20 protein-coding genes are annotated in these 25,734 nt (G+C 37.3%); 10 read left to right on the top strand and 10 right to left on the bottom strand.

Features of this window, described 5'->3' with window-relative positions; translation table 11 throughout:
• The first annotated feature begins 10 nt into the window (after positions 1 to 10).
• The 4 genes from G7Y57_RS10470 to G7Y57_RS10455 all read left to right on the top strand — a co-directional run bounded on the left by G7Y57_RS10470 (position 11) and on the right by G7Y57_RS10455 (position 5,149).
• Positions 11 to 493, top strand: a complete 483-nt coding sequence (locus G7Y57_RS10470; RefSeq protein WP_165023549.1) for a pyridoxamine 5'-phosphate oxidase family protein — start codon at positions 11 to 13, stop codon at positions 491 to 493.
• Positions 494 to 751: 258 nt separating this feature from the next.
• On the top strand, positions 752 to 2,143 hold the full coding sequence (locus tag G7Y57_RS10465; protein WP_255491412.1) for a GDSL-type esterase/lipase family protein: 1,392 nt from the start codon (positions 752 to 754) through the stop codon (positions 2,141 to 2,143).
• A 7-nt stretch (positions 2,144 to 2,150) separates the two neighbouring features.
• Positions 2,151 to 3,578, top strand: a complete 1,428-nt coding sequence (locus tag G7Y57_RS10460; RefSeq protein ID WP_165023543.1) for a LysM peptidoglycan-binding domain-containing protein — start codon at positions 2,151 to 2,153, stop codon at positions 3,576 to 3,578.
• Between the two features lie 53 nt (positions 3,579 to 3,631).
• Positions 3,632 to 5,149 carry an MBOAT family O-acyltransferase gene (locus G7Y57_RS10455; RefSeq protein ID WP_255491418.1) on the top strand — a complete coding sequence of 506 codons (1,518 nt, stop codon included), beginning with the start codon at positions 3,632 to 3,634 and terminating at the stop codon, positions 5,147 to 5,149.
• A gap of 59 nt (positions 5,150 to 5,208) precedes the next feature.
• Here the strand turns inward: G7Y57_RS10455 and G7Y57_RS10450 are convergent, their stop codons facing one another.
• Positions 5,209 to 5,559, bottom strand: coding sequence for a MerR family transcriptional regulator (locus G7Y57_RS10450; RefSeq protein ID WP_165023537.1), 351 nt, complete (start codon positions 5,557 to 5,559; stop codon positions 5,209 to 5,211).
• Between the two features lie 4 nt (positions 5,560 to 5,563).
• Positions 5,564 to 6,535 carry a M23 family metallopeptidase gene (locus tag G7Y57_RS10445; RefSeq protein WP_165023534.1) on the bottom strand — a complete coding sequence of 324 codons (972 nt, stop codon included), beginning with the start codon at positions 6,533 to 6,535 and terminating at the stop codon, positions 5,564 to 5,566.
• Positions 6,536 to 6,746: 211 nt separating this feature from the next.
• Here G7Y57_RS10445 and alaS point away from each other — a divergent pair, with 211 nt between their 5' ends.
• Positions 6,747 to 9,362 carry an alanine--tRNA ligase gene (gene alaS, locus G7Y57_RS10440; protein WP_165023589.1) on the top strand — a complete coding sequence of 872 codons (2,616 nt, stop codon included), beginning with the start codon at positions 6,747 to 6,749 and terminating at the stop codon, positions 9,360 to 9,362.
• A gap of 143 nt (positions 9,363 to 9,505) precedes the next feature.
• Here the strand turns inward: alaS and rsgA are convergent, their stop codons facing one another.
• Positions 9,506 to 10,561 carry a ribosome small subunit-dependent GTPase A gene (rsgA, locus tag G7Y57_RS10435; RefSeq protein WP_165023531.1) on the bottom strand — a complete coding sequence of 352 codons (1,056 nt, stop codon included), beginning with the start codon at positions 10,559 to 10,561 and terminating at the stop codon, positions 9,506 to 9,508.
• Positions 10,558 to 11,337 carry a class I SAM-dependent methyltransferase gene (locus G7Y57_RS10430; protein WP_165023528.1) on the bottom strand — a complete coding sequence of 260 codons (780 nt, stop codon included), beginning with the start codon at positions 11,335 to 11,337 and terminating at the stop codon, positions 10,558 to 10,560. The genes rsgA and G7Y57_RS10430 overlap by 4 nt, the downstream gene beginning before the upstream one ends.
• A 366-nt stretch (positions 11,338 to 11,703) precedes the next feature.
• On the opposite strand from G7Y57_RS10430, the gene G7Y57_RS10425 reads away from it, so the two are divergent.
• The 3 genes from G7Y57_RS10425 to G7Y57_RS10415 all read left to right on the top strand — a co-directional run bounded on the left by G7Y57_RS10425 (position 11,704) and on the right by G7Y57_RS10415 (position 14,926).
• A complete protein-coding gene (locus G7Y57_RS10425; RefSeq protein ID WP_185153933.1) occupies positions 11,704 to 12,984 on the top strand; it encodes a M20 family metallopeptidase in 1,281 nt (426 codons plus the stop codon).
• 198 nt (positions 12,985 to 13,182) lie between these two features.
• Positions 13,183 to 14,220, top strand: a complete 1,038-nt coding sequence (locus tag G7Y57_RS10420; protein ID WP_165023524.1) for a sensor histidine kinase — start codon at positions 13,183 to 13,185, stop codon at positions 14,218 to 14,220.
• Position 14,221: 1 nt separating this feature from the next.
• Positions 14,222 to 14,926, top strand: coding sequence for a LytR/AlgR family response regulator transcription factor (locus tag G7Y57_RS10415; protein WP_165023521.1), 705 nt, complete (start codon positions 14,222 to 14,224; stop codon positions 14,924 to 14,926).
• Positions 14,927 to 14,971: 45 nt separating this feature from the next.
• Here G7Y57_RS10415 and G7Y57_RS10410 read toward each other — a convergent pair whose 3' ends face one another.
• From G7Y57_RS10410 to G7Y57_RS10395, 4 genes are all read right to left on the bottom strand, one after another.
• Complete coding sequence (locus tag G7Y57_RS10410; protein ID WP_165023518.1) at positions 14,972 to 15,430, bottom strand: hypothetical protein; 459 nt, start codon at positions 15,428 to 15,430, stop codon at positions 14,972 to 14,974.
• Positions 15,431 to 15,521: 91 nt separating this feature from the next.
• A complete protein-coding gene (locus tag G7Y57_RS10405) occupies positions 15,522 to 16,619 on the bottom strand; it encodes an LptF/LptG family permease (RefSeq protein ID WP_165023516.1) in 1,098 nt (365 codons plus the stop codon).
• Positions 16,620 to 16,680: 61 nt separating this feature from the next.
• Complete coding sequence (tgt, locus tag G7Y57_RS10400) at positions 16,681 to 17,814, bottom strand: tRNA guanosine(34) transglycosylase Tgt (RefSeq protein ID WP_165023513.1); 1,134 nt, start codon at positions 17,812 to 17,814, stop codon at positions 16,681 to 16,683.
• An 11-nt stretch (positions 17,815 to 17,825) separates the two neighbouring features.
• A complete protein-coding gene (locus G7Y57_RS10395) occupies positions 17,826 to 19,169 on the bottom strand; it encodes a hemolysin family protein (protein ID WP_165023510.1) in 1,344 nt (447 codons plus the stop codon).
• A gap of 674 nt (positions 19,170 to 19,843) precedes the next feature.
• On the opposite strand from G7Y57_RS10395, the gene G7Y57_RS10390 reads away from it, so the two are divergent.
• Together G7Y57_RS10390 and G7Y57_RS10385 are read left to right on the top strand one after the other, a co-directional pair.
• Entirely contained in the window at positions 19,844 to 22,900 is a 3,057-nt protein-coding gene (locus G7Y57_RS10390; RefSeq protein WP_255491411.1) for a SusC/RagA family TonB-linked outer membrane protein, read from the top strand.
• A 33-nt stretch (positions 22,901 to 22,933) separates the two neighbouring features.
• Positions 22,934 to 24,544, top strand: a complete 1,611-nt coding sequence (locus tag G7Y57_RS10385) for a RagB/SusD family nutrient uptake outer membrane protein (RefSeq protein ID WP_165023504.1) — start codon at positions 22,934 to 22,936, stop codon at positions 24,542 to 24,544.
• A gap of 75 nt (positions 24,545 to 24,619) precedes the next feature.
• Here the strand turns inward: G7Y57_RS10385 and G7Y57_RS10380 are convergent, their stop codons facing one another.
• Together G7Y57_RS10380 and G7Y57_RS10375 are read right to left on the bottom strand one after the other, a co-directional pair.
• Positions 24,620 to 24,997 carry a VOC family protein gene (locus G7Y57_RS10380; protein ID WP_165023501.1) on the bottom strand — a complete coding sequence of 126 codons (378 nt, stop codon included), beginning with the start codon at positions 24,995 to 24,997 and terminating at the stop codon, positions 24,620 to 24,622.
• Between the two features lie 11 nt (positions 24,998 to 25,008).
• Positions 25,009 to 25,731, bottom strand: a complete 723-nt coding sequence (locus tag G7Y57_RS10375) for an MBL fold metallo-hydrolase (protein WP_165023498.1) — start codon at positions 25,729 to 25,731, stop codon at positions 25,009 to 25,011.
• Positions 25,732 to 25,734: the final 3 nt, after the last annotated feature.

The raw sequence follows: 25,734 nt of genomic DNA, 5'->3' as shown, positions 1-25,734 counted from the left end.
ATAAAGAATTATGTTTAGAGAAGTAAGACGACAAAATAGAATATTGGAAGATCAGGCACGTATCACCGAGCTGCTTCGGACTTCCGAATATGGTTTCCTAAGTCTTGGCACAACTGAGAACGGTTATGCCTATGGTATTCCTCTCAGTTATGCTTTCGATGAGGAAACAAACAGTCTTTATTTTCACTGTGCACCCGATGGGCAAAAGCTCGACGTAATGAAGCAAAATGATAAAGTATCGTTTTGTGTGGTGGGAGTTACTAAGCCGATTGCAAATCAATTTACGACTTTGTACGAGAGCGTGATCTCTTTTGGTAAAGTAATATCGGATTTGTCGGACGACGAAAAGAGAAAAGCATTGCGTCTATTAGTCTGTAAATATTCACCCGGATTTGAAGAATTAGGCGAGAAATATATGGATAAATCATGGGGGAGGACAACTGTATTCAAAATCGAAATAGAGCATATTACTGCTAAAGCAAAATATAATTAGGAATTAATAATCTCTGTCATCTTGGTATGTAGTGACAAATAGATTTCTCCTTTCAGTTTGAAATGACAGCAATGAAAGCAGTAGGTATTCAGAGCCTTCCTTTGGAAGAATGAGAGATCCAAAAATGGACATAGATATATTCTTTTACTTAATTTCACAATCAATATCTTTAAATTTAAAAGAAAGTAATTAGCTTTGCACACCTTAAATGAACTTACTTTTTTTACAAATTAAATTCAATAGATTAAATTGCTGACAGTGAATACATCAGAAGATTCCTATTTTGGGAAAATAATTATATTAATTCTATTAGCCATTGCTGCGTTCTATGGCTTCAAAACGGCATTACCTCCTCGTTTGTTTCCCGATCAGGTAACATCCAATTCTAATATAGTAATGGATAGCATGATGCTCGAAGCAGTATCAGATACAACTGAAATGGCTATTGCTGATACAACAGAAGTGGCTGTGCGGGATACTCTCAATAATAATCAAACAGAAGCGGTCGATGAGACTTTAGACCCTTCTATCCGTGCCCAAGGATATAATAATCTCAAACATTTCTATGCTAAATTACATGTCTTGGAGCAAGACAAAACAGGCAAAGTGCGTGTTGCATATTTCGGTGACTCGATGAACGATGGAGACTATATTGTTCAGGATGTCCGCAGCGAATTTCAAGATAACTATGGGGGGCAAGGTGTTGGTTTTGTTGCAATAACATCACTTTCAGCCAATGCTCGTGGTTCTGTTTCGCATCAGCATTCTAAGACATGGACTACCCAGTCGTTCGTAAAAGTGAAGAAGCCGGCAAGACCTTTCGGAATCGACGGACAGGTTTTCTTTGCTCATGGTGAAGGTAATTGGGTGAAATATAGGGCACAAAGTCAGCGCCATTCAACGTCGTTATTCAGACCGACATTATTCTATGGTCGTTCTGCCAATAATCAGGCTTATGTAACTATTCAATCGGGTAAAGATTCAATCGTAACAAAGGAATTGAATCCGACTAAACTGCTGAATACTCTCCCTGTCGCTTCTACAACAAAATCGCTACAAGTCAATTTCCATAAAACAGATTCTATTCCCATTTATGGATTCAATTTCGATGACGGGCAAGGGGTTCATGTCGATAATTATTCTATGAGGGGAAATTCAGGTCTGCCGCTTTCCATATTGAATGTAAATCTGATGAATGCTTTTGACGATGTGCTGAATTACGATCTCGTCGTACTGCATTATGGAGCTAATGTATTGGGATATGGAACACTCAATTATAGTTGGTATGAGAAGAATATGACCAAAGTTGTTGAGAATCTGCGTGCTTGTTTCCCGAATGCTGATATTCTGATTATATCCACAGCCGATAAGGCGACTAAAATAGATGGTGTGATGCAGACAGATCCTGCTGTTGTGCCTTTAGCCAATGCTCAGAAAAACTACGCACGCAAAACAGGAGCAGGGTTTATCAGTCTTTATAGTCTGATGGGTGGCGAAGGTTCTATGGCTAAGTGGGTAGATGAGAAAAATCTGGCAGGAAAAGATTATACTCACTTCAATGCTACGGGATCTAAAAAGGTAGCTAAACTTATTTACGACGAAATAGGCAAAGGATTTAGCAAGTATAAAGAAGAACATCTAAACGAATAACATTTTGATGGGGCAATTTAAAAAAATATTATCAATATATATATTACTTTCATTTTTTTGTTTGTACACCACTGTTCTGTGGGCAAGCAATCCTGATGAGAAGAAGGAATCTAAGAACGTATATATTGCTAATCAAGGGTTGCTCGATGGTGTTTTTAATAAATTGTATAATCTCGAAAAAAATAAAAGTGGCAAAGTAAATATTGTGCATATTGGTGATTCTCATATTCAAGCCGATATTTTCACGAATACCATCCGCGAATCGTTGCAGCAGATATTTGGAAATGGCGGATATGGTTTTACCTTTCCATATAGTTTGTTGAGAACCAATGGAACACGCAGTGTGCGTTACATAAGCGATGCTACATGGAAAAGTTTGTTGAATGTTTATCCTGTGGCAGATGTTGGGATAGGGCTTAGTGGAATTGCTCTATATACATCTTCTTCAGAATTTGTGGTACAATTGACAGCCGAGGAAAAATATAAATTCAACACAGTAAAGATAATTTATCCGTCCGAAGAACCTAATTTTAAAATGTCGGTATCAGCCGAATTAGCAGAGGTTGCTGCTACGCCTACGATGGTTACAGCGGAAGGGGCTATGAAATCGCACACAATCAAAAAAGGGGAGAGTTTATCAGCTATTAGTCGCAAATATGGAGTTACGGTAGCTCAGATAAAAAAGACTAATAACATGAAGTCGGATATGATTCATCCAGGTAAAAGTCTTAAAATACCGACCAAAGGAACACGGGTTGCAGTACCGACAAAGAAGTTGAAAGTGGAAGATGATGTTGAGTTTGTAATGTTAAAAACCCAGCCATTTTGTTCGTCTTACACTAGTGATTCGCTTATGGATCGTATTATGATCCTCCCTGACGGGCAGCAAACAATGTACAATCTCAATGGTTTTGTAATAGAGAACAATGAGCCCGGTATTATTTACCATACTATAGGAGTAAATGGGGCAAAGATGTCCGATTACAATAAATACCCTTTATTCTTTAAACAATTACCGCTCCTCGCTCCCGATCTTATTATTCTTTCGTTTGGTACTAATGAGTCGTTCGGTAGGCTTTCTGTAACCGAATATATGTATCAGCTGAAAGAATTTGTAGCTAATATAAAGAAATTAAATATCAATGCCACTATTCTGGTAATGACTCCTCCACCTTCGATGTTTCGTCGCCGCCGTCCTAATTCATTCGTTACCAATTATAGCGTTGCGCTTATGGGACTGAATGATATGCCTATATGGGATCTCTATACACGTATGGGGGGGCTGTCGGGCATAAAACCCAAAGGGGAGTATTCAGGCTTAATTGCCAGAGATAATGTGCATTATACATCTAAAGGATATCAAGTGCAGGGAGAAATGTTTTCTTCCGACTTTATCAAAGCATACAATAACTTTAAGGAAACTAAGAAAAATTGAAAACGATTCTAAATATCACCGATATATATTTGCCGGATTATATTGATAAATTGGTGGGCGGTACAGATACTCTTTCGTCATGGTTTAAATACGATCCGACTCATCCTTTACTTTTCAACTCTGGATTATTCTTGGGTCTATTTTTATTCTTCTATGCAGGATATGTTTTGGTCAAATCAGACAGGCACGAATTATTTCGCAAAATATACCTGATTGTTTTCTCCCTCTTCTTTTATTATAAAGCTGGAGGAAATACAATGGATATAGATCTCGGATTTTATACTGTCAAGCTGAATTATTTCTTATTGCTGCTCATCTGTGCTATTGTTACACATATCCTTTCACGGATAATGTATCATCAGGAGGATAAGAAAAAGCAAAAGCTATTATTGGCGACTATTATCGTAGCTAATTTATCGATGTTGGCTTACTTCAAATATACCAACTTCCTGATCGATAATATAAATTCGATGTTTAACGGTGACTTCTCGTTTCAGACCATCATACTACCTATCGGTATCTCATTCTTCGTATTCGAAGCCATAAGTTATGCGATGGATCTCTATCGTAAGGAGATGGAGCCTGCTAAATCGACACTCGATTTTTGCTTTTATATAGCATTCTTCCCTAAATTAGTAGCCGGGCCTATTATCAGGGCGAAAGACTTCTTGCCACAGATGTATAAGAAACTACATCTTACAAAGGAAGATGCAAATAAAGCATTGTTCCTTATACTTATTGGTCTGATTAAGAAAGCTGTTATATCCGACTATATATCGACTAACTTTGTCGATCGTATATTCGACGCACCTCAACTCTACTCTTCGTTCGAAAACCTAATGGCCGTTTATGGCTATACATTGCAGATATATTGCGACTTTTCGGGTTATTCCGATATCGCAATCGGGTTGTCGTTACTGATGGGCTTCACTATTCCTGCCAACTTCCTAACTCCCTATAAGTCACAGTCGATTACCGAGTTTTGGCGTCGCTGGCATATATCACTATCGTCGTGGCTGAGAGATTATCTCTATATATCATTGGGCGGTAACAGAAAAGGAAAAATAAGAACCTACGTCAATCTGTTCCTTACGATGCTTATCGGTGGATTATGGCATGGTGCATCATGGAAATTCGTAATATGGGGAGGGCTTCACGGCGGATTATTGGCAGTCGAAAGATTTACTAAACAATATATACCATTGTCGGGTACAAATGTTTTTGGTCGTTTTATCCGCATCCTTATCACGTTTCATTTAGTGGCTTTTTGTTGGATATTCTTTAGAGCCAGCAGCTTCGAGAACGCAAGCAATGTGATAGCTAATATAGCTAAGCTAACATTTATACCGTCTGAATGGTGGGCTGTAATAGATGGATATAAGAATGTATTTATTCTTGTCGCGATAGGATATATCTTACACTTCCTTCCCGAAAACTTTGTAAATATGATCAAAGCAGGATTCGGCAGAATGCCTTTAGTGCTGAAAGCTGTATGTCTCGGATTGGTTATGTGGCTGATTTATGCTACGATGTCTAGCGGACCACAACCATTTATATACTTCCAATTCTAAAAAGGTTGGTATTCTTTTGATGTTTGATTTTTGTCGTGAGTTACGAATGGGGCATAAAATTATTCCAATCCCTCGAACTCACGCTCAAGGTCTTTCAGTTCATTTCTGATACTTTCCAGTTTATGAATAACTTGTATTTTTCGGCTCTCCTCGTCTTTCTTGTGCTTCAGTGTTTGGCGAGCTCCTTCGAGCGTTAAGCCTTTTTCTCTGACAAGTTGAAATACAACGGCAATATTTTCAATATCATTCTTTGTGTATTGGCGAGTACCGCCCGGAGTTTTGCGGGGATTGATTATATCGAACTCTGTCTCCCAGAACCGAAGGAGCGATTCGTTCACGTCAAAGTGTTGTGCTACATCTCTGAGCGCAAAATATAAACGTTTATCTTTTTCAAAATCGATTCTTGCCATATAATTAGTCCATTACTTGTCCGTGGTTAGCAGCAATCTGTAGCATCTTATCGTATTCGGCAGGAGTAAGATCCATAAAGTAATATTTGGCCGGATTGTCGGGCTGTCCTTTTACATGCACTTCGTAATGTAGATGTGAACCTGTCGATTTTCCTGTATTTCCCACTTCGCCTATCTTTTCACCCCGTGTTACTTTTTGTCCAGCGTGAACACTGTATTCGTTAAGATGGCCATACAATGTTTTGTAACCATATCCGTGGTCTATCATAATACACTTTCCATACCCTTGCTTCCAGTCTGCTAGGATAACAGTACCGTTACCTGTTGCATAGATAGGCGTACCTGTTTGTGCAACAAAGTCCATCCCTGCATGAAAGCGTGGTGTACCATATATAGGGTCGATGCGTGTACCATATCCCGATGCCACTTGTTTCAAACTTTTATCGGATACAGGCTGAATACTCGGAATATGTAGCAAACGATCCTTTTGGTTTTTAGCCATGTTTACAATTTCGTCAAAAGAATTGGATTGTACATATAATTGTTTGGAAATTAAATCCATTTTCTTTGTTGTTTGCACTATTAGATCAGGATTTGATAATTCCATCAAGTAATCATATCTGCCAAGACCGCCTACACCCGAATTACGTATCGAAGAAGAAATAGGATCGGAATGAAAGATAGCTCTATACAGATTGTCATCCCGTTGTTGAATGTCTCTCAATACGTTGGAGACTTCATCCATCCGTTTCGATAGTATCTTATATTGCGCCTGCACCAGTTGATTTTCTTTCTTTAGCTCTTTTTCTCTCGGCGAATCGAGAAAGTATATTGTGACCCAGAAAACCCCGAATCCAATGAGGATTCCCGACAAAAGATGTCGGAGTACAGTAAAGAATCGATCCTTTATACTAGGATATATTCTGTCGTAGGTTAGTGTTTGTGGATTGTATTTATAATATACTTTTCGCTTCATTTTATATTAATCTTGCATATTTATATATGCGAGTTCGGCAAAAGTAAAGTTTTTGAGCTATTTTTGCAAATCGAATATATTAAGAAACTGAAAAACGAATTTAACAGGCTAGTGTTCAATGTTCTATCATATTCATCCGTTTGAGAATTAATTTTAGACATCTATATTTACATTTGCCGGTTTAAATATCGCTTATAATTTATAATTATTGATCATGACTTCTAAAGAAATTAGAGATTCGTTCAAAACCTTTTTCCAATCGAAAGGTCACCAGATTGTACCATCAGCTCCGATGGTTATTAAAGATGATCCTACACTGATGTTTACCAATGCCGGTATGAATCAGTTCAAAGATATTATCTTGGGTAATGTGCCTATCAAATATTCACGTATTGCCGATTCACAAAAATGCCTTCGTGTAAGTGGAAAGCATAACGATTTGGAAGAAGTTGGGCACGATACATATCACCATACCATGTTCGAGATGCTTGGTAACTGGTCGTTTGGCGATTATTTCAAAAAAGAAGCGATTGAATGGGCATGGGAATATCTGACCGAAGTTATAAAACTCGATAAAGACAGATTATATGTAACCGTATTCGAAGGCAGTGCCGAAGATGGCTTGGCTCGTGACGACGAAGCCGCAGGATATTGGGAGAAATACCTTCCTGCCGATAAAATTATCAATGGAAGCAAAAAAGATAATTTCTGGGAGATGGGAGACACTGGTCCTTGTGGTCCTTGTTCCGAAATACATGTGGATATTCGTCCTGATGCCGATAGAGCAAAAGTAAGCGGTGTGTCTCTTGTAAATAACGATCATCCGCAAGTGGTAGAGATATGGAATCTTGTATTCATGCAATTCAATCGTAAGGCTGATAAATCGCTGGAGTCTCTTCCTGCCAAAGTGATCGATACAGGTATGGGATTTGAGCGTCTTTGCATGGCTGTGCAGGGCAAGATATCGAATTATGATACGGATGTATTCCAGATTATAATAAAGGCGATTGCCGAACTTACAAATAGTGAATATGGCAAGGATGAGAAGAAAGATATTGCAATGCGCGTTATTGCCGATCATATTCGTACTATCGCATTCTCGATAACAGATGGTCAGTTGCCATCGAATGCCAAGGCTGGATATGTTATTCGCCGTATTCTTCGTCGTGCAGTGCGTTATGGTTATACATTCCTCGATCAGCATAAATCGTTTATGCACAAGTTGATCCCTGCATTGATAGAAACAATGGGTGATGCTTATCCGGAACTTATAAAACAACAAACACTTATCGAGAAAGTAATAAAGGAGGAGGAAGAATCGTTCCTTCGTACGCTCGAAACAGGTATTAAATTACTCGATAAACAAATAACTGAAACAAAAGCGAAAAACTCTACCGTATTGAACGGTGCAGATGCTTTCGTTTTATATGATACATATGGATTCCCGCTTGACCTTACAGAACTTATCCTTCGCGAGAATAACATGTCGGTAGATAATGCAGGTTTCGATGTGGAAATGCAAAAACAAAAAGAGCGCGCACGTAATGCTGCTGTTGTAGAAACCGGCGACTGGACAGTTCTTAAAGAAGGTGATCCAGAGTTTGTAGGCTATGACTTTACCGAATGCGAAGCCGAAATATTGCGTTATCGTAAGGTAAAGCAGAAGAATAACGAGTTCTATCAGATAGTACTTAACCGCACACCGTTTTATGCAGAAATGGGAGGGCAAGTAGGAGATAGCGGCTGGCTGATAAATGATGATGAGAAAATTGAAATAATTGATACAAAACGCGAAAATAATCTGGCTGTACACTTAGCAAAGAAACTTCCGGGCGATCTGACTGCTACTTTTGTTGCACGTATCAATACAGAAAATCGTACGGCATCAGAATGTAATCATACAGCTACTCACTTGATGCATGAAGCATTACGTGAAATATTGGGTAATCATGTAGAGCAGAAAGGTTCATTTGTATCCCCTTCGGTTTTGCGTTTCGACTTTTCTCACTTTCAAAAGCTGACAGATGAGGAAATCCGAAAAATAGAGCGTTATGTAACAAGTAAGATTCGCGAAAACATTACACTCGACGAAAAACGTTGTGTGCCTATTTCCGAAGCAAAAGCGATGGGTGCAATGGCTCTCTTCGGCGAGAAGTATGGTGACGAGGTACGTGTAGTGCGTTTTGGTGATTCGGTGGAGTTATGCGGAGGTACACATATATCGTCTACTGGTCGTATAGGGTCATTCCGTATAATTAACGAAAGCTCTATTGCTGCGGGTATTCGTCGTATTGAGGCTATTACAGCGGATGTGTGCGAAGATTATTTCTATACACAACAAGATATTCTGACAGAGATAAAGTCATTATTTAATAATGCTCCTAATCTGACACAGGCTCTTCATAAATTCTTCGACGAAAATCTGGAGATGAAAAAGAAGATGGAGGAATATGTGAAAGAAAAGACAGCTCAGCTTAAAGATCTTGTCATCAGTAAAAAACAGTCTATTAACGGGATGGATCTATTTATTCTCAAAGGTTCTTTCCCTGCTGAAGTAGCTAAAGATATTGCATTCCAATTGAGAGGTGAATTCACTCAAAATTCTGTGTTTATAGGTGCTACCGATTCGGAAAATAAACCGATGCTGACCCTTATGATCAGTGACGATTTAGTTGCTGGTGGATTAAATGCATCGCAAATAATTCGTGATGCTGCTAAGCATATCCAAGGTGGGGGTGGGGGACAGCCTCATTTCGCTACAGCCGGCGGTAAAGATGCGGATGGATTGGCTAAGGCAATGGATGAGATAATAGAGAAGATAAAATAAAAACAGTTATAATGTTATATATAAAGCCGATAGAGTTGTTCTATCGGCTTTATTATTTCTTGTAATCTTTATGCTTGACTTTTTACACAAATATAAAGTGCGGGTATTCTAATCAAAGAATACCCGCACTTCTTAAATAGAGATTAGAGATTCGCTTTGCGTTTTTTTACTTCGTCTACAAGTTTAGAAAAGGATTTATCCCTTTTACGCTTTTCGTGTTCCGAAGTAGAAAAATGCCATGCTTCCTTCCGAAGCTTAAGATAACTCTCATAAACTTTAGGGTCTAATATACCACAGTTTACTGCTTCTAAAACGGCACAACCGGGCTCGTTGATATGTTCACAATCCTTGAAACGACATGATTCCGTAAAGTCAGAAATCTCTAACATTTTGGCAAGTGAATCAGGATCGTCAATAGCCAATCCAAATTCCCGAACACCGGGAGTGTCGATTAAGACACCTGATGCGTCCATCAATACCATTTCCCGACGGGTAGAAGTATGTCGCCCTTTTCCCGTAGACACGCTTATATCGGACGTGAGCAATACCGATTTTTCGCAAAGTGCATTAACCAGAGAACTTTTCCCAACACCTGATGAACCGACAAACACAACAGTTTCTCCTTTTGCTATGAATTCCCGTAGTTGGAGAATCGTTTGGGGTTGATGAATACTTGTGAAAAATACAGGCATTTGATGAGCTATGTGTTTAACATGTTCTTCAATTTTCTGTTTATCAAAATCTAAATCGGCTTTATTGAGTACCAATATAGGTTTGATTTTTTCCTCTAATATCTGAACCATAAAACGTTCGGCTCTACGGATATTGAAATTATCGTCAAGGCTTTGTACAATAAATGCCTTATCCACATAAGAAGCAATGGCTTGTTTATCGGCAATTGTTCCGCTTTTTTTGCGATACAGTATCCGTTCGCGGGGCAGCATATCAACTATAATCCCTTTATTCTCATCGAATGGTTGAAAAATAACCCAATCACCCATACAAGGCAATTCAAAGTCTGATTTGCCAAACATCATATTTCCCGTTAATTCACATTGATGCAGTCCGCTTTCGGAAATAACTTCGTAGCATGTTCGATGTACTACTGTTACACGACCATGAGAAAGAGCTTTATATGCTGATTCTTGCTTTAGCTGGTTTAACTTGTCATTCCAACCGTAAGTGTTTAAATGAATCATTGCTCTATCTTTTTTGCAATGAAAAATACATAACCGTAAAATTCTTTATACTTGTGGTATATTTCAGCGTCATAACGTTGAAACGCTACGAATTCTTCGGCGATTTTATTTCCTGCATATTTATCTAGAAATAGCTCTTGAGCTCTACTCAGCGGAGCAAAATAATGCTCTGTCCAGCAAGTTATAGGCAAAATAAAAGTAGCAACAGGAATGTACCCTGCTTTCTGTATCAGAGCTACTTTGGTGGTAATCGTATCCATTTCTGGAAACTGCTGCATACAGTAATTATCAATTTCCGCCGGACGTTTCTCGGTAAACCACGAGACATCAGAAACGGCAATATATCCTCCTGTTTTCAGAAACTTACGCCACTCGTTCAGCCCTCGTCCAAAACCGATATTATAAATTGCTCCTTCCGACCAAATCAGGTCTAACTCTTCATCTTGAAAGGGAAGATTATCCATTGAACGGACAATTCCTTTAACTCTGTCCTGAATATTCAATTGTTCGGCATTGTCGTTGAATATATCTATAAACTTAGGGAACAAATCGAGTCCGGTAATCTTTCCCTTAACATGTTCGGCAAGCGTCATTGTCTGCCCACCTGTCCCACAACCGATGTCGGCGATAAGGGATTTATCGGTAAGATTGTCTATAAAGCTAAGGGCTTTAAGGGTTACTTCGGGACTTCCGGGTCCTTGTCGTTTTGTAGTTGAAAAGAAATCACAGATTAAATTTAATTCGAATTCGTGAATTGTTTTATTTTCGTTACTCATTATTGTTATGTATATGCATACAATAGTAGACATAACAATGCCTTTGATTGTATGCGAGTTTAAAATTGAAATTTTTACAATAGAAGATACTCTCGAAAGATTATTCGAGAACATACGAAAGGACAATCTGTATCAGAAGTACAGATTGTTTATAAAACCAAATCCGATTTAAATGTTTTTGTCATGTTGCAAAGATACATAATATTTTGTTTGACAGAAAATATCTTTTTATACTATTAAGATATGTTTAATAGGAGATAGAGCTTTTTGCATTTCATCAAGTAAATCATTCCGTTCGTCAGATTAATTTGAAAATCGTGTTGCTTCAGATTAGTTTTGAGACTGAAATCAAAAAAACAGTAAGTTATGAAATACAATAAAATGTACATCTTAGTTATTTTACTGATTCAGTCAATCAGTATATCGGCACAAACGGAAATATCAGATAGAATTCATCAATCCATTCGACTTGAAACTGATAGTATTTTTGACAGGTTAGTTGAAATCAGAAGAGACTTTCATAAATATCCGGAACTTTCGAGTGAAGAAAAGAGAACACAGGAGGCTATAAAAAAACATTTATTAGAATTAGGACTTCGTGTTGAAACTGACATCTATGGATATGGCATTGTAGGCATTTTAGAAGGAGAGAAAAAAGGTAAAAATATTGCCTGGCGAGCTGACATGGATGCCTTACCGGATGATTCTCCGGATAATGTTGACTTCAAGTCTATGACAAAGGGCGTTAAACATAGTTGCGGGCATGATGTACATATGACAATTGCATTAGGAATAGCTGAAGTTCTGGCAAAAAACAAAAACTCCCTGCAAGGTACAGTCTATTTTATTTTTCAGCCGGAAGAGGAAACCTTTGAAGGAGCAAAAGGTATGCTTGAAAATGGATTAATTACTAAATTTAAGGTTGATGAAATTTATGGACTTCATGTAACACCAGCATCGGTTGGGCAAATATTGGTAAAGCCGAATGAAATGTTTCCTTACCAGAAAGAAGTAAGAATAGAACTTAAAAACACGCTATCCGAAGAGGAAGCAAAAGAACTCGCAACCAAAATTCGCAATTCATTAATTAGATCGAAAGACGGAAGTAAACCATGGGAACTACAGTCGCTTATTGACCCTGAGATTGGATTAACAAACCCGAACACCATTTTCAAAGACTTTTTAATTGCGGAAGAATATTTTAGAATTTATTCTGAAAACGATAAATTATACATTGAAGCTCAATTATTTGAAACTGATTCAGCCAGATTAAAAAATATCATTCCTACTATTAAGAAAGTAATCGAAGACGAAAATTATTCTCCCCAATTACTTTCCGTTTCATATATAAGAGGGAATCCGATTGTTCAGAACGACCCAAAACTGACAAATAGTTCAATAAATGTACTTGATAGTATTTATGGAAAAGGAATTGTTACAGCTTGTTACGGACAAGTTCCTTATTCGAATGATGATTTTGCTTATTTTCAACAAAAAATACCCGGAGTATATTTTTTCCTCGGAGGTTCTAATTTCGAAAAAGGAATTATAGCAATGATGCACGCTCCTTATTTTGGGGTTGATGAAGAGTGTATCAGGATTGGAGTCAGGGCATTTTCTTCTTTGATATTTGAAAGGCTTAAATAAAAAGAAGAACGTCAGCTAACAAGCGGTTTTGGGGTTTGGCATATGCTCGTTGTATTGTCTGCCCTAATTACAAAATTTAGTATGTATATTTACGCATACAATATCTTTCATTCTAATCGCCCTCGTGTAAGTGTAAAATGAAAATAAAAGAAAGTAAACGAATAGATTTGTAGCATTAAAGATGAAAAATAATAGCAAATGAACTTAAAGCACGAATGGATTAATAGCTTCTTTATCGCATTAACACTTTCAGTGTGTTTATTTATTGTTGTGGATATTGCTTATGATGAACGAATATGGGAGTTCGGTGCTTTTACTTTAAAAGCACGTTTACAGTCTTTAGGTATAACTGTTGTTACTTTCTATTTAGCAAGCTATGGTTATCAACGAATGGCTCAGCTTTTTATTAATAAAAACAAAGATAAAAAGAGAGCAAACTGGAAAGAATACGTGTTTGTTTTTCTGATAAACTTCATCCTCTTAAATTTCATCCATATATTTATTATTTTTTATATAACCGAGATGGATTTTAGATGGCGGGAATCACTATTGATTAATGTGACAGGATCTATTCTATTGCTTCTCTACTATACGATGATACGCAATCGGATTTTATCTAAAAGTTTTGTTGAACAAAGCCTTCAATTAGAAAAAGTAAAAGTCGATCAATTAGAAACCGAACTAAAATTCCTGAAATCTCAATACCACCCACATTTTCTATTCAATGCTTTAAACACGATTTATTTTCAGGTAGATGAAAAAAACAAGGAAGCAAAACAAAGTATCGAACAGTTGTCAGACCTGTTGAGATATCAGCTCTATGATATAGAAAAGGAGGTAACAATGGAACAGGAAATAAATTACCTGAAGTCATACATTGCTTTTCAACAGTTACGGACGAGCGAAAGGCTTGTTCTGGATTTGCATTTCGACCCGGAATTGAAAGAGCAAAAAATACACCCTCTATTGTTCCAGCCTTTGATCGAAAATGCCTTCAAATATGTAAGAGGCGAGTACAGAATACAACTGGAAATGAGGTTAAACGGAAATCAAATTCAGTCTGAGATAAAAAATTCAATATCCCCATCTCAAAATACGAACAACAAAAAGGATAAAGGGATAGGTATTGAGAATTTAAAACGACGCCTCGATCTGTTGTATCCAAATAAATATAACTTAGAGATTAAACAAACAGAAAGTATGTTTGTTGTTAATTTGACGATAAGTACAGATTGATATGAAAATAAAATGCGTCATTACAGATGATGAGCCCATGGCAAGAAAAGGGTTACGGGGTTATATCGAAAAAATAGATTTCCTTACCTTGATAGGGGAGTGTGAAGATGCTGTTCAGCTAAACACAATGCTGAAGACCCAACAGGTTGATCTTATATTTCTTGATATTGAAATGCCAGAGATGACAGGACTTGAACTGCTGTCGAACCTGACAAATCCACCTAAAGTAATTATTGTATCAGCTTATGAGCAATACGCTCTTAAAGGTTATGAGTTTGATGTAGTGGATTATCTTTTGAAGCCTGTGTCTTTTGATCGCTTCCTGAAATCGGTCAACAGGGTTCATGACTTGTTACAAACGGAACAAAAAGAAGAGAATGAGTATATATTTGTGAAGAGCGACAAGCAGTTAAAAAAGATTCTGTTCAAAGATATTCTCTTTATTGAAAGCATGGAGAATTATGTTGTCATTCAGACTGTCTCGTCCAAAGAAGTAGTATATACTACTCTGAAACAACTATACGAATCATTACCTCAGGATATTTTTCAGCAGATTCACCGTTCATATATTGTAAATATTAATCAGGTAGATGCTATTGATGGAAATCAGTTGAACGTAAAATCATATAAAATACCTGTAGCCCGAAATTTCAGAGATGAGATTTATAATTTAATTCTTAAGAACCGATTAATAAATAGAAAGTAACTACATTTTATTGATAAATACTGAATAATTATTGTTAGTTATCAGTTACTTAAATCTACTATTGTCATAATTATACGGAATGCTTGTTCCTACAACTACATCTTCTATCTTTGTTAAAATCAACCAATCATCCATATTCCCTTGATGATCGAAGTCTAGAGTTGGTTCTATTTCTTCTACATTAGTAAATTCAACAAGAATAAGGCATTTTTTGTGCCAACGTTCTTTTTGTTTATCAGTCAGATTGAGTTTATTTTGGTTGGATTCAAGAATATCTTGAGTTTCTGAGTCTGTTAACTTAACATAGTTTTCGACATTGGTTATTGTAGCTTTAGCTGAAATCTTCTTTGATCCTTTCTTTATGAAATATAAAGTATCATTAGAAAATACTCTGCTATGGGGTATTTTTCTTCCTGCTGCACCACGGACTATCATTGTTTTTTTTCGCAAAAGTATCTTTTCTAATACGTTCTCTTTATCATCACAATAAACTAAGTGTACCATAGAATTATTCTTTATAATTTAGTTACTATTTTAATTGCGAGTACAAAATTTAGACATGGATATTTGATTGTCTCTTTTATTTCGAATCTCCTTAATTAGGAGCCTTTCGATACAAGAATGCAGCAATTGTGATAAATACAATATTAGGTACCCACACAGCCAGAAGTGGCGACATAGTACCCGATATAGCAAAAGAAGAACTAACAGTCATAAAGAGGATATAAGATACACTTAAACCTAAACCGATTCCGATATTCAGCCCCATACCTCCTTTTACTTTGCGGGCAGATAATGATGCACCGATAAGTGTAAGAATAAATGCCGAAAATACCGATGCAAAGCGTTTGTAGTACTCTATTTCGAATTGAGTGATACTTACTCCACCGATATTGGCCATACCTCTCGATTTTTGCCTTTTGATGTATTTATATAGTTGTGGTGTAGTCATTTGTTCGAAGTCATTTACCGAAACGAGAAAGTCGCTGGGTGTGACATTTATGGTTGTATCCATCTGCGTTCCAGCAGTGATTTTTTCGCGCATCCCTTCAAAATCTCTTATCGAATAGTTATGCAGTACCCAATGATAAGCTGTATCATATTGAATACGTGTGGCGATAAGACGCGATTTAAGTTCTTTATTTTCAAATTTATCGAGTGCCAGATTAAATCCTTCACGAGATTTGTTGTCGAATCGGTCTATGTAGAGGATAACTCCATCGTCGACCTGCATCTGAATTGAGGTTGCATATTCTACACTCTTATCCCTTACATATTTATTTTGAAAATTGACACGTGTCGAATTTGCCGGCGGAATGATGAAACTTGTCAATATAAAACTAATAAGAGCAATAACTCCTGCCGATATCATATAAGGTTTCATAAGTCGCTTGAAACTCATGCCATTAGAAAGCATGGCTATGATTTCGGAATTATCTGCAAGTTTCGATGTGAAAAATATTACGGCAATAAATACGAACAGCGGACTGAACATATTACTGTAATAGGGGATAAAATTGACGTAGTAATCGAACACAATAGCCTTAAGGGGGGCATTATTGGTAAGGAACTTATCTATTTTCTCATTAATATCGAATACTATCGATATAGACATAAGAAGGGTAATGGAGAATATATATGTCCCCAGGAACTTCTTTATAATGTATCTGTCTAATATCGTTAGTAATTTCATCTATTGGTTTGATAATGCATTTTAAGTAGTGGACTGCAAGATAAGTAAGATATTTAACTGATTATATTCTTCTTGACACATTTTCGATGATTCCCTTTTTCCATGAAGAAAAATCACCAGTAATGATATGTTTCCGTGCTTCTTTTACCAGCCACAGATAAAAAGCCAGATTGTGTATCGAGGCTATCTGAAGGGCTAGTATCTCGTTTACAATAAATAGATGACGAAGATACGCTTTGCTATATAATGTATCAACAAATGAAGCACCGTCTTCTTCTTCTATTCGAGAGAAATCGTCAGCCCATCTTTTATTGCGCATATTCAGTATGCCATTCTTAGTGAATATCTGTCCATTGCGTCCATTGCGTGTTGGCATGATGCAGTCGAACATATCAACTCCCCGTTCTATGGCTTCGAGCAAATTGGCTGGTGTACCGACACCCATTAGATAGCGTGGCTTGTCTTTAGGTAGTATTTCATTTACAACCTCTATCATTTCATACATTTTCTCGGTAGGTTCGCCTACAGCTAGCCCCCCGATTGCATTTCCTTCTGCTCCTTTTGATGCAACATTTTCGGCAGCTCTTTTCCGCAGATCGGTATATACACAACCCTGCACGATAGGAAATAGTGCTTGTTTATATCCATAGCTACATTCTGTTTCATTAAATCGTGTAATACAACGATCTAACCAACGTTCTGTTAGTTCCAATGACTTTTTTGCATAGGTATAATCGGCATCACCCGGTGTACATTCGTCGAACGCCATCATTATATCCGCACCGATAGTACGTTCTATATCCATTACCGATTCGGGGGTAAACATATGTTTAGAACCATCGATATGCGAACGGAAGATAGCACCTTCCTCTGTCAGTTTACGGTTTTCAGCTAAAGAAAATACCTGAAAGCCACCACTGTCGGTCAAAATAGGCTTGCTCCAACTGTTAAACTTATGCAATCCTCCGGCTCTTTGCAGTATATCGAGTCCGGGACGAAGGTATAGGTGATAGGTATTCCCCAGAATTATCTGAGCTTTTATATCGTTTTCCAGCTCGGGCATATGCACAGCTTTTACTGCGCCTTGCGTACCCACCGGCATAAAGATAGGAGTTTCTATTTGTCCATGATCGGTAGTGATAAGTCCAGCCCTTGCTTGAGACTGGCTATCGGTATATTGTAATTCAAAATCCATTTATTGAGTTATCAGGCTTGATTCGATTTGGAAGAATCGGCTTCCTTATTTGTTTCTGTATATAGCAGATCCTTTAACTGAACGAGTACAATCGAAGTTTTATTTTTCTTAAGAACGGTAAATTGATATCCTTCCGATTCCAATTTATCATGTGTGTTGGGGATACGACCAAATTTGTCAATTAAATATCCGGCAAGAGTATCGTATTGTTTTTCTTTATCGATAGAGTGTGGTAATCCATTGTTTATGTCTGTGATAGAAGCTGTTGCGATTACAGAATAAGCATCATCTGCCATTTTTTCTACAAAAGGGATTTCATTGTCGTACTCATCTTGTATTTCGCCAACTAGTTCTTCCAAAATGTCTTCCATCGTGATAACACCTTCAATGCCTCCGTACTCATTTAGTACCATAGCTATCTGTTGATGTTTCACCTGAAACTCTTTGAGTAATTGACCGATGCGCTTAGTTTCCGGCGTAAAAGATACCGGGCGAATAATGGTACTGATATCTACACTGCCGCTTTTACGCATCTTTTTCAGAATGTCTTTTAAGTGGACAACTCCGATGATGTTATCTACACTGTCTTCATAACAAGGAATACGCGAAAAACCTTCTTCTATAATAAATTCGAGCGTTTTCTCATCATAATCGTTTGCATCAATAGCAACCATCTGCGTGCGTGGAACCATGACCTGACGGGCAGTACGTTCCGAGAAATCGAATGCATTTTTTATTATGTCGAAATCCGTATCTGCATTATTTGCACTTTCTTTTACTTGATCTACGAGATAACGTAGTTCGTCGCTACTATATGTCTCCTGTTCTGAAACGGTATGCAAACCGACAAGCTTTAATACCAGATTAGCAATTCCGTTCAAAACCCAGATGAATGGGCGGAAAAGCCAATAAAAAGCGTGCAGCGGATAAGCTACAGCCAGAGTCGTTTGTTCTGAACGTTGTATAGCAAGGGATTTTGGAGCTAACTCTCCAAGTACTATATGTAGAATGGTAATAATAATGAAAGCTGTTACTAACGCTATTGTAGAAATAACATCTGCACTCAAGCTTATATCCAAAAGTGCCAATCCTTGTCTGATGATTTTAGAAACGATAGGCTCTCCAATCCACCCTAAAGCAAGACTCGATATGGTTATACCCATTTGCGTTGCAGCCAAATATCCGTCAAGATGATTGACAATGTGTTTTGATAGAATAGCAGTCCGGCTTCCGGCTTGCGCTTTCATTTCGAGTTGCGATGACCTTACTTTGACAATAGCAAACTCGGCAGCAACAAAGAAACCATTAAGAAAAACAAAGAATAAAGTAACGAGTATCGATAGAAAAATTTCCATATTTAATATGAATGATAATATTGCAAAGATAATATAAAAGTGAAATGAATATTTATTATTCTGCGAAAAGATATGCAATACTCACAGATTCTTATGGTTGGAAATATTCATAATGTTTTCATTTTGAGGAAAAGGATTATTGGTTAGAAATGTAAAATATTATGTTAAAAAATACTTTATAAATAATTTTTTTTACTTCCTTTACAGTACGATGAGAATGACAAAAAGATATTCTCATTGTCTGAATACTGACTAAACGCCTGACTTATTATACCTTAAAGGATACCTGATGATGAAATCTCCTTGCATTAATCTATTGGTTGATGCCATTTTTTCTTCTGAAAATTTGGTAGTTAACTATGTTTTATTAGAGAGAGAAAAACAACAACATAACAAATACTCCTCAGAAAACAAGACTCCGAAACTATTTTACCCTAACAGTTATATCTCAATTGGCATAATGTGCTACTTGAGGTCTTTTTGTTGTGCGAAAATCATACCTGACTACGTCCAGAATCAATCGTAAGATATTGCCAAATAATCATCTAAATCTTTTTAATTATGAAAAAAAGGATCTGTCATCTATTTGTATGTCAGGTCTGAAACCGCAGTGTTAAGCAATTGATATTGCTTCCTAAAACTAAATTAATTCTAATATAAAAATGCAAACAGCTATGAAAATAAATAAATATGTATCTTATCTACATAAAGATTGTTTATGGAAAAGGTTCCTAATATTATTGGTTTTAGTAGGAACAACCAGTCTTTATGCACAAGTTCAGAAAATAAATATAACTGGAGTTGTTAATGACGAAGCAGGCGAACCGTTAATCGGTGCGAATGTTGTGGAGAAAGGTACGACTAACGGTACAATGACTGATATGGATGGTGCCTTTAGTTTAAACGTGAGTGATAAAGGAACTATTCAAATAAGGTTTGTCGGTTATCTTGCTCAAGAATTTCCGGTAAATGGAAAAACTTCCTTTAATATTGTTTTGAAAGAAGATAGTAAGATTCTCGATGAGGTAGTAGTTACTGCTCTGGGGATCAAAAGATCTCAAAAAGCATTGAGTTACAATGTACAAGAGATAAAATCGGATGAGTTGACAACTATAAAAGACGCCAACTTCATTAATTCTCTTACAGGTAAAGTAGCAGGTGTTAATATCAATACATCTTCTGCCGGTGTCGGTGGCGCAACACGTATCGTAATGCGTGGTACGAAATCGATCACTAAAGACAATAATGCATTGTACGTAATAGATGGTGTGCCTATCTACAATTCAAACAATGGTGGTTTGGATCAGAACAACGAGTATGCTGCTCAACCCCGTGGCGAAGGGATTTCCGATTTAAATCCGGAGGATATCGAAAGCCTGACTGTCTTGACAGGTCCTGCTGCGGCCGCCCTATATGGATCGAGTGCAGCAAATGGTGCAGTTCTTATCACGACTAAAAAAGGTGCTTCGGGTAAGCCGAAAGTGATGGTGTCTAACCAAACTACATTTTCCAATCCGTTTGTTTTGCCGGAGTTTCAAAACAGGTATGGAAACGATGGCAGCTACTCTAGTTGGGGTGCAAAGCAAAACAAATATTCGTATGAACCTTCTGATTTCTTCCAGACAGGTGTCTCTATACAGAATTCAGTAACATTATCAGTAGGTACCGATAAGAATCAAACATATGCTTCGATCGGTTCGGTTACTTCTGATGGTATTATAGAAAACAATACATACGACAGATATAATGTTACACTACGTAACACTACATCTATGCTTAACGACAAGCTGATTCTCGATTTCGGGGTTAGTTATGTTAAGCAAAAGAACCAAAATATGATGGCTCAGGGTAAGTATGGTAACCCATTGACAGGGGCTTATACTTTTCCTCGTGGCGAAGATTTTAATGCACTTAGAAACTTTGAAACTATGGATCCTGCTGCTGCTTTTCCTGTCCAAAACTGGGGATGGGGCGATCAGGGTATCGATTTGCAAAATCCATTTTGGGTAATTAACCGAAATATGGATAATGATAAGAAAGATCGTTATATGATCAATGCAAGTCTGAAATATGTATTTAACGATTGGTTGGATATAATCGGTCGTGCAAGATTAGACAACGCCAATACAGTATTTACCCAAAGACGTTACGCATCCACTCTTGCAACGATTTCGGGTCCTTATGGTAGCTATGTTCGCAGAAATATAGAAGATAAACAAATATATGCAGATGCTATTGCCAATATCAACAAACGATGGGGTGATTATTCATTAGCCTCTAATATTGGTGTCAGTATTTCCGATATCAGATCAAATCTGCTTGGATATGGTGGTAACCTTAAAATCCCTAATTTCTTTGCTATCCCTAATATCAGCAAAACAGATGGTAGCAGTAATCCTGAACAATCGGGACAACATGAGCAAATACAATCTGTTTTTGCCAATGTGGAGCTAGGATGGAAAAGTATGCTTTATCTGACTGTTACAGGTCGTAACGACTGGGCATCGGCTTTAGCAAATACAAATAATAGCTCATTCTTTTATCCATCAATCGGGTTATCGGGTGTAATTTCCGAAATGGTAACATTGCCTAGCGCAATCTCATATTTGAAAGTACGCGCATCGTATTCATCGGTAGGTTCTGCTATTCCACTTAAAATATCGATTCCGACTTATCCGTATGACGGACAAAGCGGTGAGTGGAAAACTAATACATACAAGCCTATCGGCGAATTGAAACCTGAAAGAACAAACTCTTGGGAAGCAGGTTTGAGTGCTAAATTCTTCGGAAATCGTCTTAATTTAGAAGCTACATACTATAAATCGAATACCAAAAATCAAACATTTAATGTTCCTATCTCTGCATCGTCAGGATGGTCTAGTATGTATGTTCAATCGGGTGATGTTGAAAATCAAGGTATTGAAATATCATTAAGTGCCGATAACAAATTTGGGAACTTTACATGGACTCCTACATTTACAGCCGGTTATAACAAGAATGAAATCAAATCGCTGGTGGATGACATAACAGATCCGTTTACGGGAGAGCCTATTGTTATAGATATGCTTGCTCAAGGTGGAATCGGTGCTTCTGAAATCCGCTTGATGGAGGGCGGTACAATGGGCGACCTTTGGACTAAAACTAAACTGAAAATGAACGAAGACGGTAGTGTTTATGTGAACCCTACAACCGGAAAACCACAATTGGAAAATGAATTGACTAAAGTTGGAACCCTTCTTCCGAAATGGAATTTAGGATTTAGAAATGATTTCACATGGAAAGATTTCAATCTGGGCTTCCTTATCACAGCCCGTTACGGTGGTGTTGTTATGTCGCACACACAAGCTATTCTCGATGGATTTGGAGTAAGTGAGGCATCTGCTTTGGCTCGCGATAATGGCGGTGTGAGAATTGGTAATCAAGTTATCGACGCTCAAAGCTATTATGAAATAACAGGTAGCAGTCAAGGGCTTCTTTCCGACTATGTTTACAAGGCTGATAATATCAGACTGCAAGAACTTAGCTTCGGATATAATCTTCCTTCAAACTGGTTTAACAATGTAATGAAAGTGAATGTTTCGTTTATCGGACGTAATCTTTGGATGATTAAGAATGATGCGCCATTCGATCCTGAATCTTCGGCTTCTACGGGAACTTATTTCCAAGGAATGGACTACTTTATGCAACCAAGTCTTCGTAATTTAGGATTTAGCATCAAAGCACAATTCTAATCTTGATTTATTAACTATATAAAAAAGAAAATTATGAATAAAAATAAATTTCTATATAAGATAAAGGCTACTGTTGCAGTTGCATTGTGTGCTACAGTATTAGGTGCTTGTACAGATAATTTCTACGACATCAATAAGAATCCAGCCGAGCCTAACGAGGAAGAAATAGAAGTTGGTAATTACAAGCTGGGAGCATTTTTCTCTCAAATGCAAAACATCGTATATCCTGTGCAGGAGAATGCTTATCAAATGTGTCAAAATCTGGTAAGTGACGTTTATGGTCGTTATCTGACAATTACAAATGATGGATGGAAAACCAATTATGCAATATTCAATGCACCTTTAGGATGGTTAAGTTCTCCTTTCAACGACCCTTTCGATCAGATATACGGAGCATGGGGGCTTATCAAAACAGCTTACGATGAAGATGCAAACAGAGCACATTATTTTGCTTTGGCGCAAATTCTCAGAGTAGCTGCGATGCATCGTGTAACAGACTCGTATGGTCCGATACCTTACTCTAAGGTAGCTAATGGAAATATTGTAGTTCCTTACGATACACAAGAAGAAGTGTATAATGCGATGTTTACCGACTTGAATGATGCGATCGCAGTATTGACCGATTTTGTTGAGAAATATCCGGATTCAAAACCATTGAAAGAATTCGATCAGGTTTATGGTGGCGACTATGTGAAATGGATCAAATATGCAAACTCTATGAAATTGCGTATGGCACTTCGTATAGCATACGGAGACCCTGTATTGGCTCAGAAAATGGCAGAGGAAGCTGTTAGTCAAAAATATGGAATTATTCTGACCAATAGTGATAATGCATATAATGTATTCCCTAAGAACCCATATCATAAAGTATGTACAGAATGGGGTGATTCTCGTGTATGTGCCGATATTGTAACTTATATGGTTGGATATAATGACCCGCGCTTAGGACAATATTTTACAACAACATCTCCTGATGAGAAGTTTACAGGTAAATTAGAAGTACCTAAAGATGCATTTTTAGGACTAAGATCGGGTATCACAATACCGAGCAAAAGCTGGGGTATGCAATATTCGAATGTAACATTTACCAACTCTTCTAAAGTATTGTGGATCAGCGCATCCGAACTTGCTTTTGCTAAGGCCGAAGGTGTACTAAGAGGCTGGAATATGGGTGGAGGCACAGCCGAATCTCTTTATAAAGAGGGTATTGTACTTTCGTTCGAACAATGGAATGCCAGTGGAAGCGGTGACTATATGAATGATGATACCAGCAAGCCTGCTGATTATACAGACAAATCATTCCCTGCTAAAGCTTTAAGTACTATTACTATTAAGTGGAAAACAGGTGCTGATTTCGAAACCAATCTTGAGCAAATCATGACTCAAAAATGGATCGCTATGTGGCCATTAGGTATGGAATCTTGGAGCGAGCAACGTAGAACAGGTTATCCTCGTTTCTTCCCTGTTGTGGTGAATGACAATGCTGATCAGAGCTTGACTACAAAATTAGCTGCACGTATTCCTTATCCACCGAGTGAAAAGGAAAATAATTTAACCAACTATAATGCAGCATTACAGTTGTTAGGTGGAGCAGATAACTATAGTACAAAACTATGGTGGGACAAAAAAACTAATAAACCTTGATTGTTTGAGTTTATACTAATAAAAAGAGAGGCTGGTGATCAGTCTCTCTTTTTTTATTTTAGGGTAAAGTAGTGATTATTTTACAGGTAATACTTCAATCCAGTAATCGTCGGGATCGTTGATGAAATATAAACCCATGTCGTGATTTTCGTAACATACACAACCCATCTCTTTATGAAATTCGCGTATTTTATCATAATCACCTTCCACACGTATGCAAAGATGGCTTTCGTTCTCACCTAATTCATAAGCCTCTGTATGGTCTTTGAGCCATGTAAGCTCGAGGCTGAAAGGTGTAACTCCATCGCCAAGATAAACCAGTACAAACGCGCCCGTAGACGATTCTTTACGTCTGATCTCTTTTAAACCTAAAGCTTTTTGATAGAATTCGATACTTTTGTCGAGATTTGTAACATTGATATTAAAGTGGTCGAACCTTCCTTTTATTTCCATTATTTTATTCTTTAAAAATTAATACTTTCACCTCGGTGTTTCCAGCAAATTGATTTACAATCGTATTTCTGTGCTATTTTTTCGAATGCGGCTATTTCTTTATAAGCTTCGTCGAAATGCATAGGTGCAAAAATATCGGTTTTTATTATACTGACAAACTGCTCGGCTCCCTTCATGTAATCTTTGCCTAAACGCGGATCGACAGGGAACATTGCCAGATTGATATCCGTAACCTCATTTGTCAGAAGGTTTAGTTCCGATGAGTAATATGTCTCGGCTTCTTCTATTTCCTGAGGTGTCGATTCTTCATTCCAATGCCAATTGTTGAGGTCTCCGGCATGAAATATCGTTTTATCTTTTGTCCTGATAAGAAAAGAACCGCCTATATCGGTAGAACCGAAGGCTTTTATTTCTAACGTATCGTCTTTGTATATTTCAAGTTTATCTAAGTATATTATACCTTCATCTTTAATTTTGAGATTGTCGAGAATCTCTTTTGAGAAGATATATATAATATCATTTCTTTGCTTTCTCCATTCAAGTATTTCGGGTACAAAGTGATCGTGATGCGAGTGAGTGCATAATATATATAATTTGCCCTCTTTCTGCAATAGTTGTTTATGACCTATTCCCTCAGAAGCATTATCCGCAGAGTCTTTGTAATAATCTATTATAATTGTGAATCCATCACCTTCTATGGCATAGCCGCTGTGATATATGTAAGTTAGTTTCATCAG

Origin of the sequence: Dysgonomonas sp. ZJ279 (genome assembly GCF_011039205.1) — a bacterium.
In the GTDB taxonomy this organism is placed as follows: Bacteria; Bacteroidota; Bacteroidia; order Bacteroidales; family Dysgonomonadaceae; genus Dysgonomonas.
Note: the sequence above shows the minus strand (reverse complement) of the source record. Positions and strands in the feature narration are given on the sequence as shown.

What these genes read in the sequence shown, in the direction of transcription:
- G7Y57_RS10415 (WP_165023521.1), top strand. Translation starts at nt 14,222, where the DNA reads ATGAAAATAAAATGCGTCATTACAGATGATGAGCCCATGGCAAGAAAA.
- G7Y57_RS10430 (WP_165023528.1), bottom strand. Translation starts at nt 11,337, where the DNA reads ATGAGTAACGAAAATAAAACAATTCACGAATTCGAATTAAATTTAATC.
- G7Y57_RS10450 (WP_165023537.1), bottom strand. Translation starts at nt 5,559, where the DNA reads ATGGCAAGAATCGATTTTGAAAAAGATAAACGTTTATATTTTGCGCTC.
- tgt (WP_165023513.1), bottom strand. Translation starts at nt 17,814, where the DNA reads ATGGATTTTGAATTACAATATACCGATAGCCAGTCTCAAGCAAGGGCT.
- G7Y57_RS10420 (WP_165023524.1), top strand. Translation starts at nt 13,183, where the DNA reads ATGAACTTAAAGCACGAATGGATTAATAGCTTCTTTATCGCATTAACA.
- G7Y57_RS10425 (WP_185153933.1), top strand. Translation starts at nt 11,704, where the DNA reads ATGAAATACAATAAAATGTACATCTTAGTTATTTTACTGATTCAGTCA.
- G7Y57_RS10385 (WP_165023504.1), top strand. Translation starts at nt 22,934, where the DNA reads ATGAATAAAAATAAATTTCTATATAAGATAAAGGCTACTGTTGCAGTT.
- rsgA (WP_165023531.1), bottom strand. Translation starts at nt 10,561, where the DNA reads ATGATTCATTTAAACACTTACGGTTGGAATGACAAGTTAAACCAGCTA.
- G7Y57_RS10395 (WP_165023510.1), bottom strand. Translation starts at nt 19,169, where the DNA reads ATGGAAATTTTTCTATCGATACTCGTTACTTTATTCTTTGTTTTTCTT.
- G7Y57_RS10405 (WP_165023516.1), bottom strand. Translation starts at nt 16,619, where the DNA reads ATGAAATTACTAACGATATTAGACAGATACATTATAAAGAAGTTCCTG.
- G7Y57_RS10460 (WP_165023543.1), top strand. Translation starts at nt 2,151, where the DNA reads ATGGGGCAATTTAAAAAAATATTATCAATATATATATTACTTTCATTT.
- G7Y57_RS10445 (WP_165023534.1), bottom strand. Translation starts at nt 6,535, where the DNA reads ATGAAGCGAAAAGTATATTATAAATACAATCCACAAACACTAACCTAC.
- G7Y57_RS10375 (WP_165023498.1), bottom strand. Translation starts at nt 25,731, where the DNA reads ATGAAACTAACTTACATATATCACAGCGGCTATGCCATAGAAGGTGAT.
- G7Y57_RS10410 (WP_165023518.1), bottom strand. Translation starts at nt 15,430, where the DNA reads ATGGTACACTTAGTTTATTGTGATGATAAAGAGAACGTATTAGAAAAG.
- G7Y57_RS10380 (WP_165023501.1), bottom strand. Translation starts at nt 24,997, where the DNA reads ATGGAAATAAAAGGAAGGTTCGACCACTTTAATATCAATGTTACAAAT.
- G7Y57_RS10470 (WP_165023549.1), top strand. Translation starts at nt 11, where the DNA reads ATGTTTAGAGAAGTAAGACGACAAAATAGAATATTGGAAGATCAGGCA.
- G7Y57_RS10390 (WP_255491411.1), top strand. Translation starts at nt 19,844, where the DNA reads ATGAAAATAAATAAATATGTATCTTATCTACATAAAGATTGTTTATGG.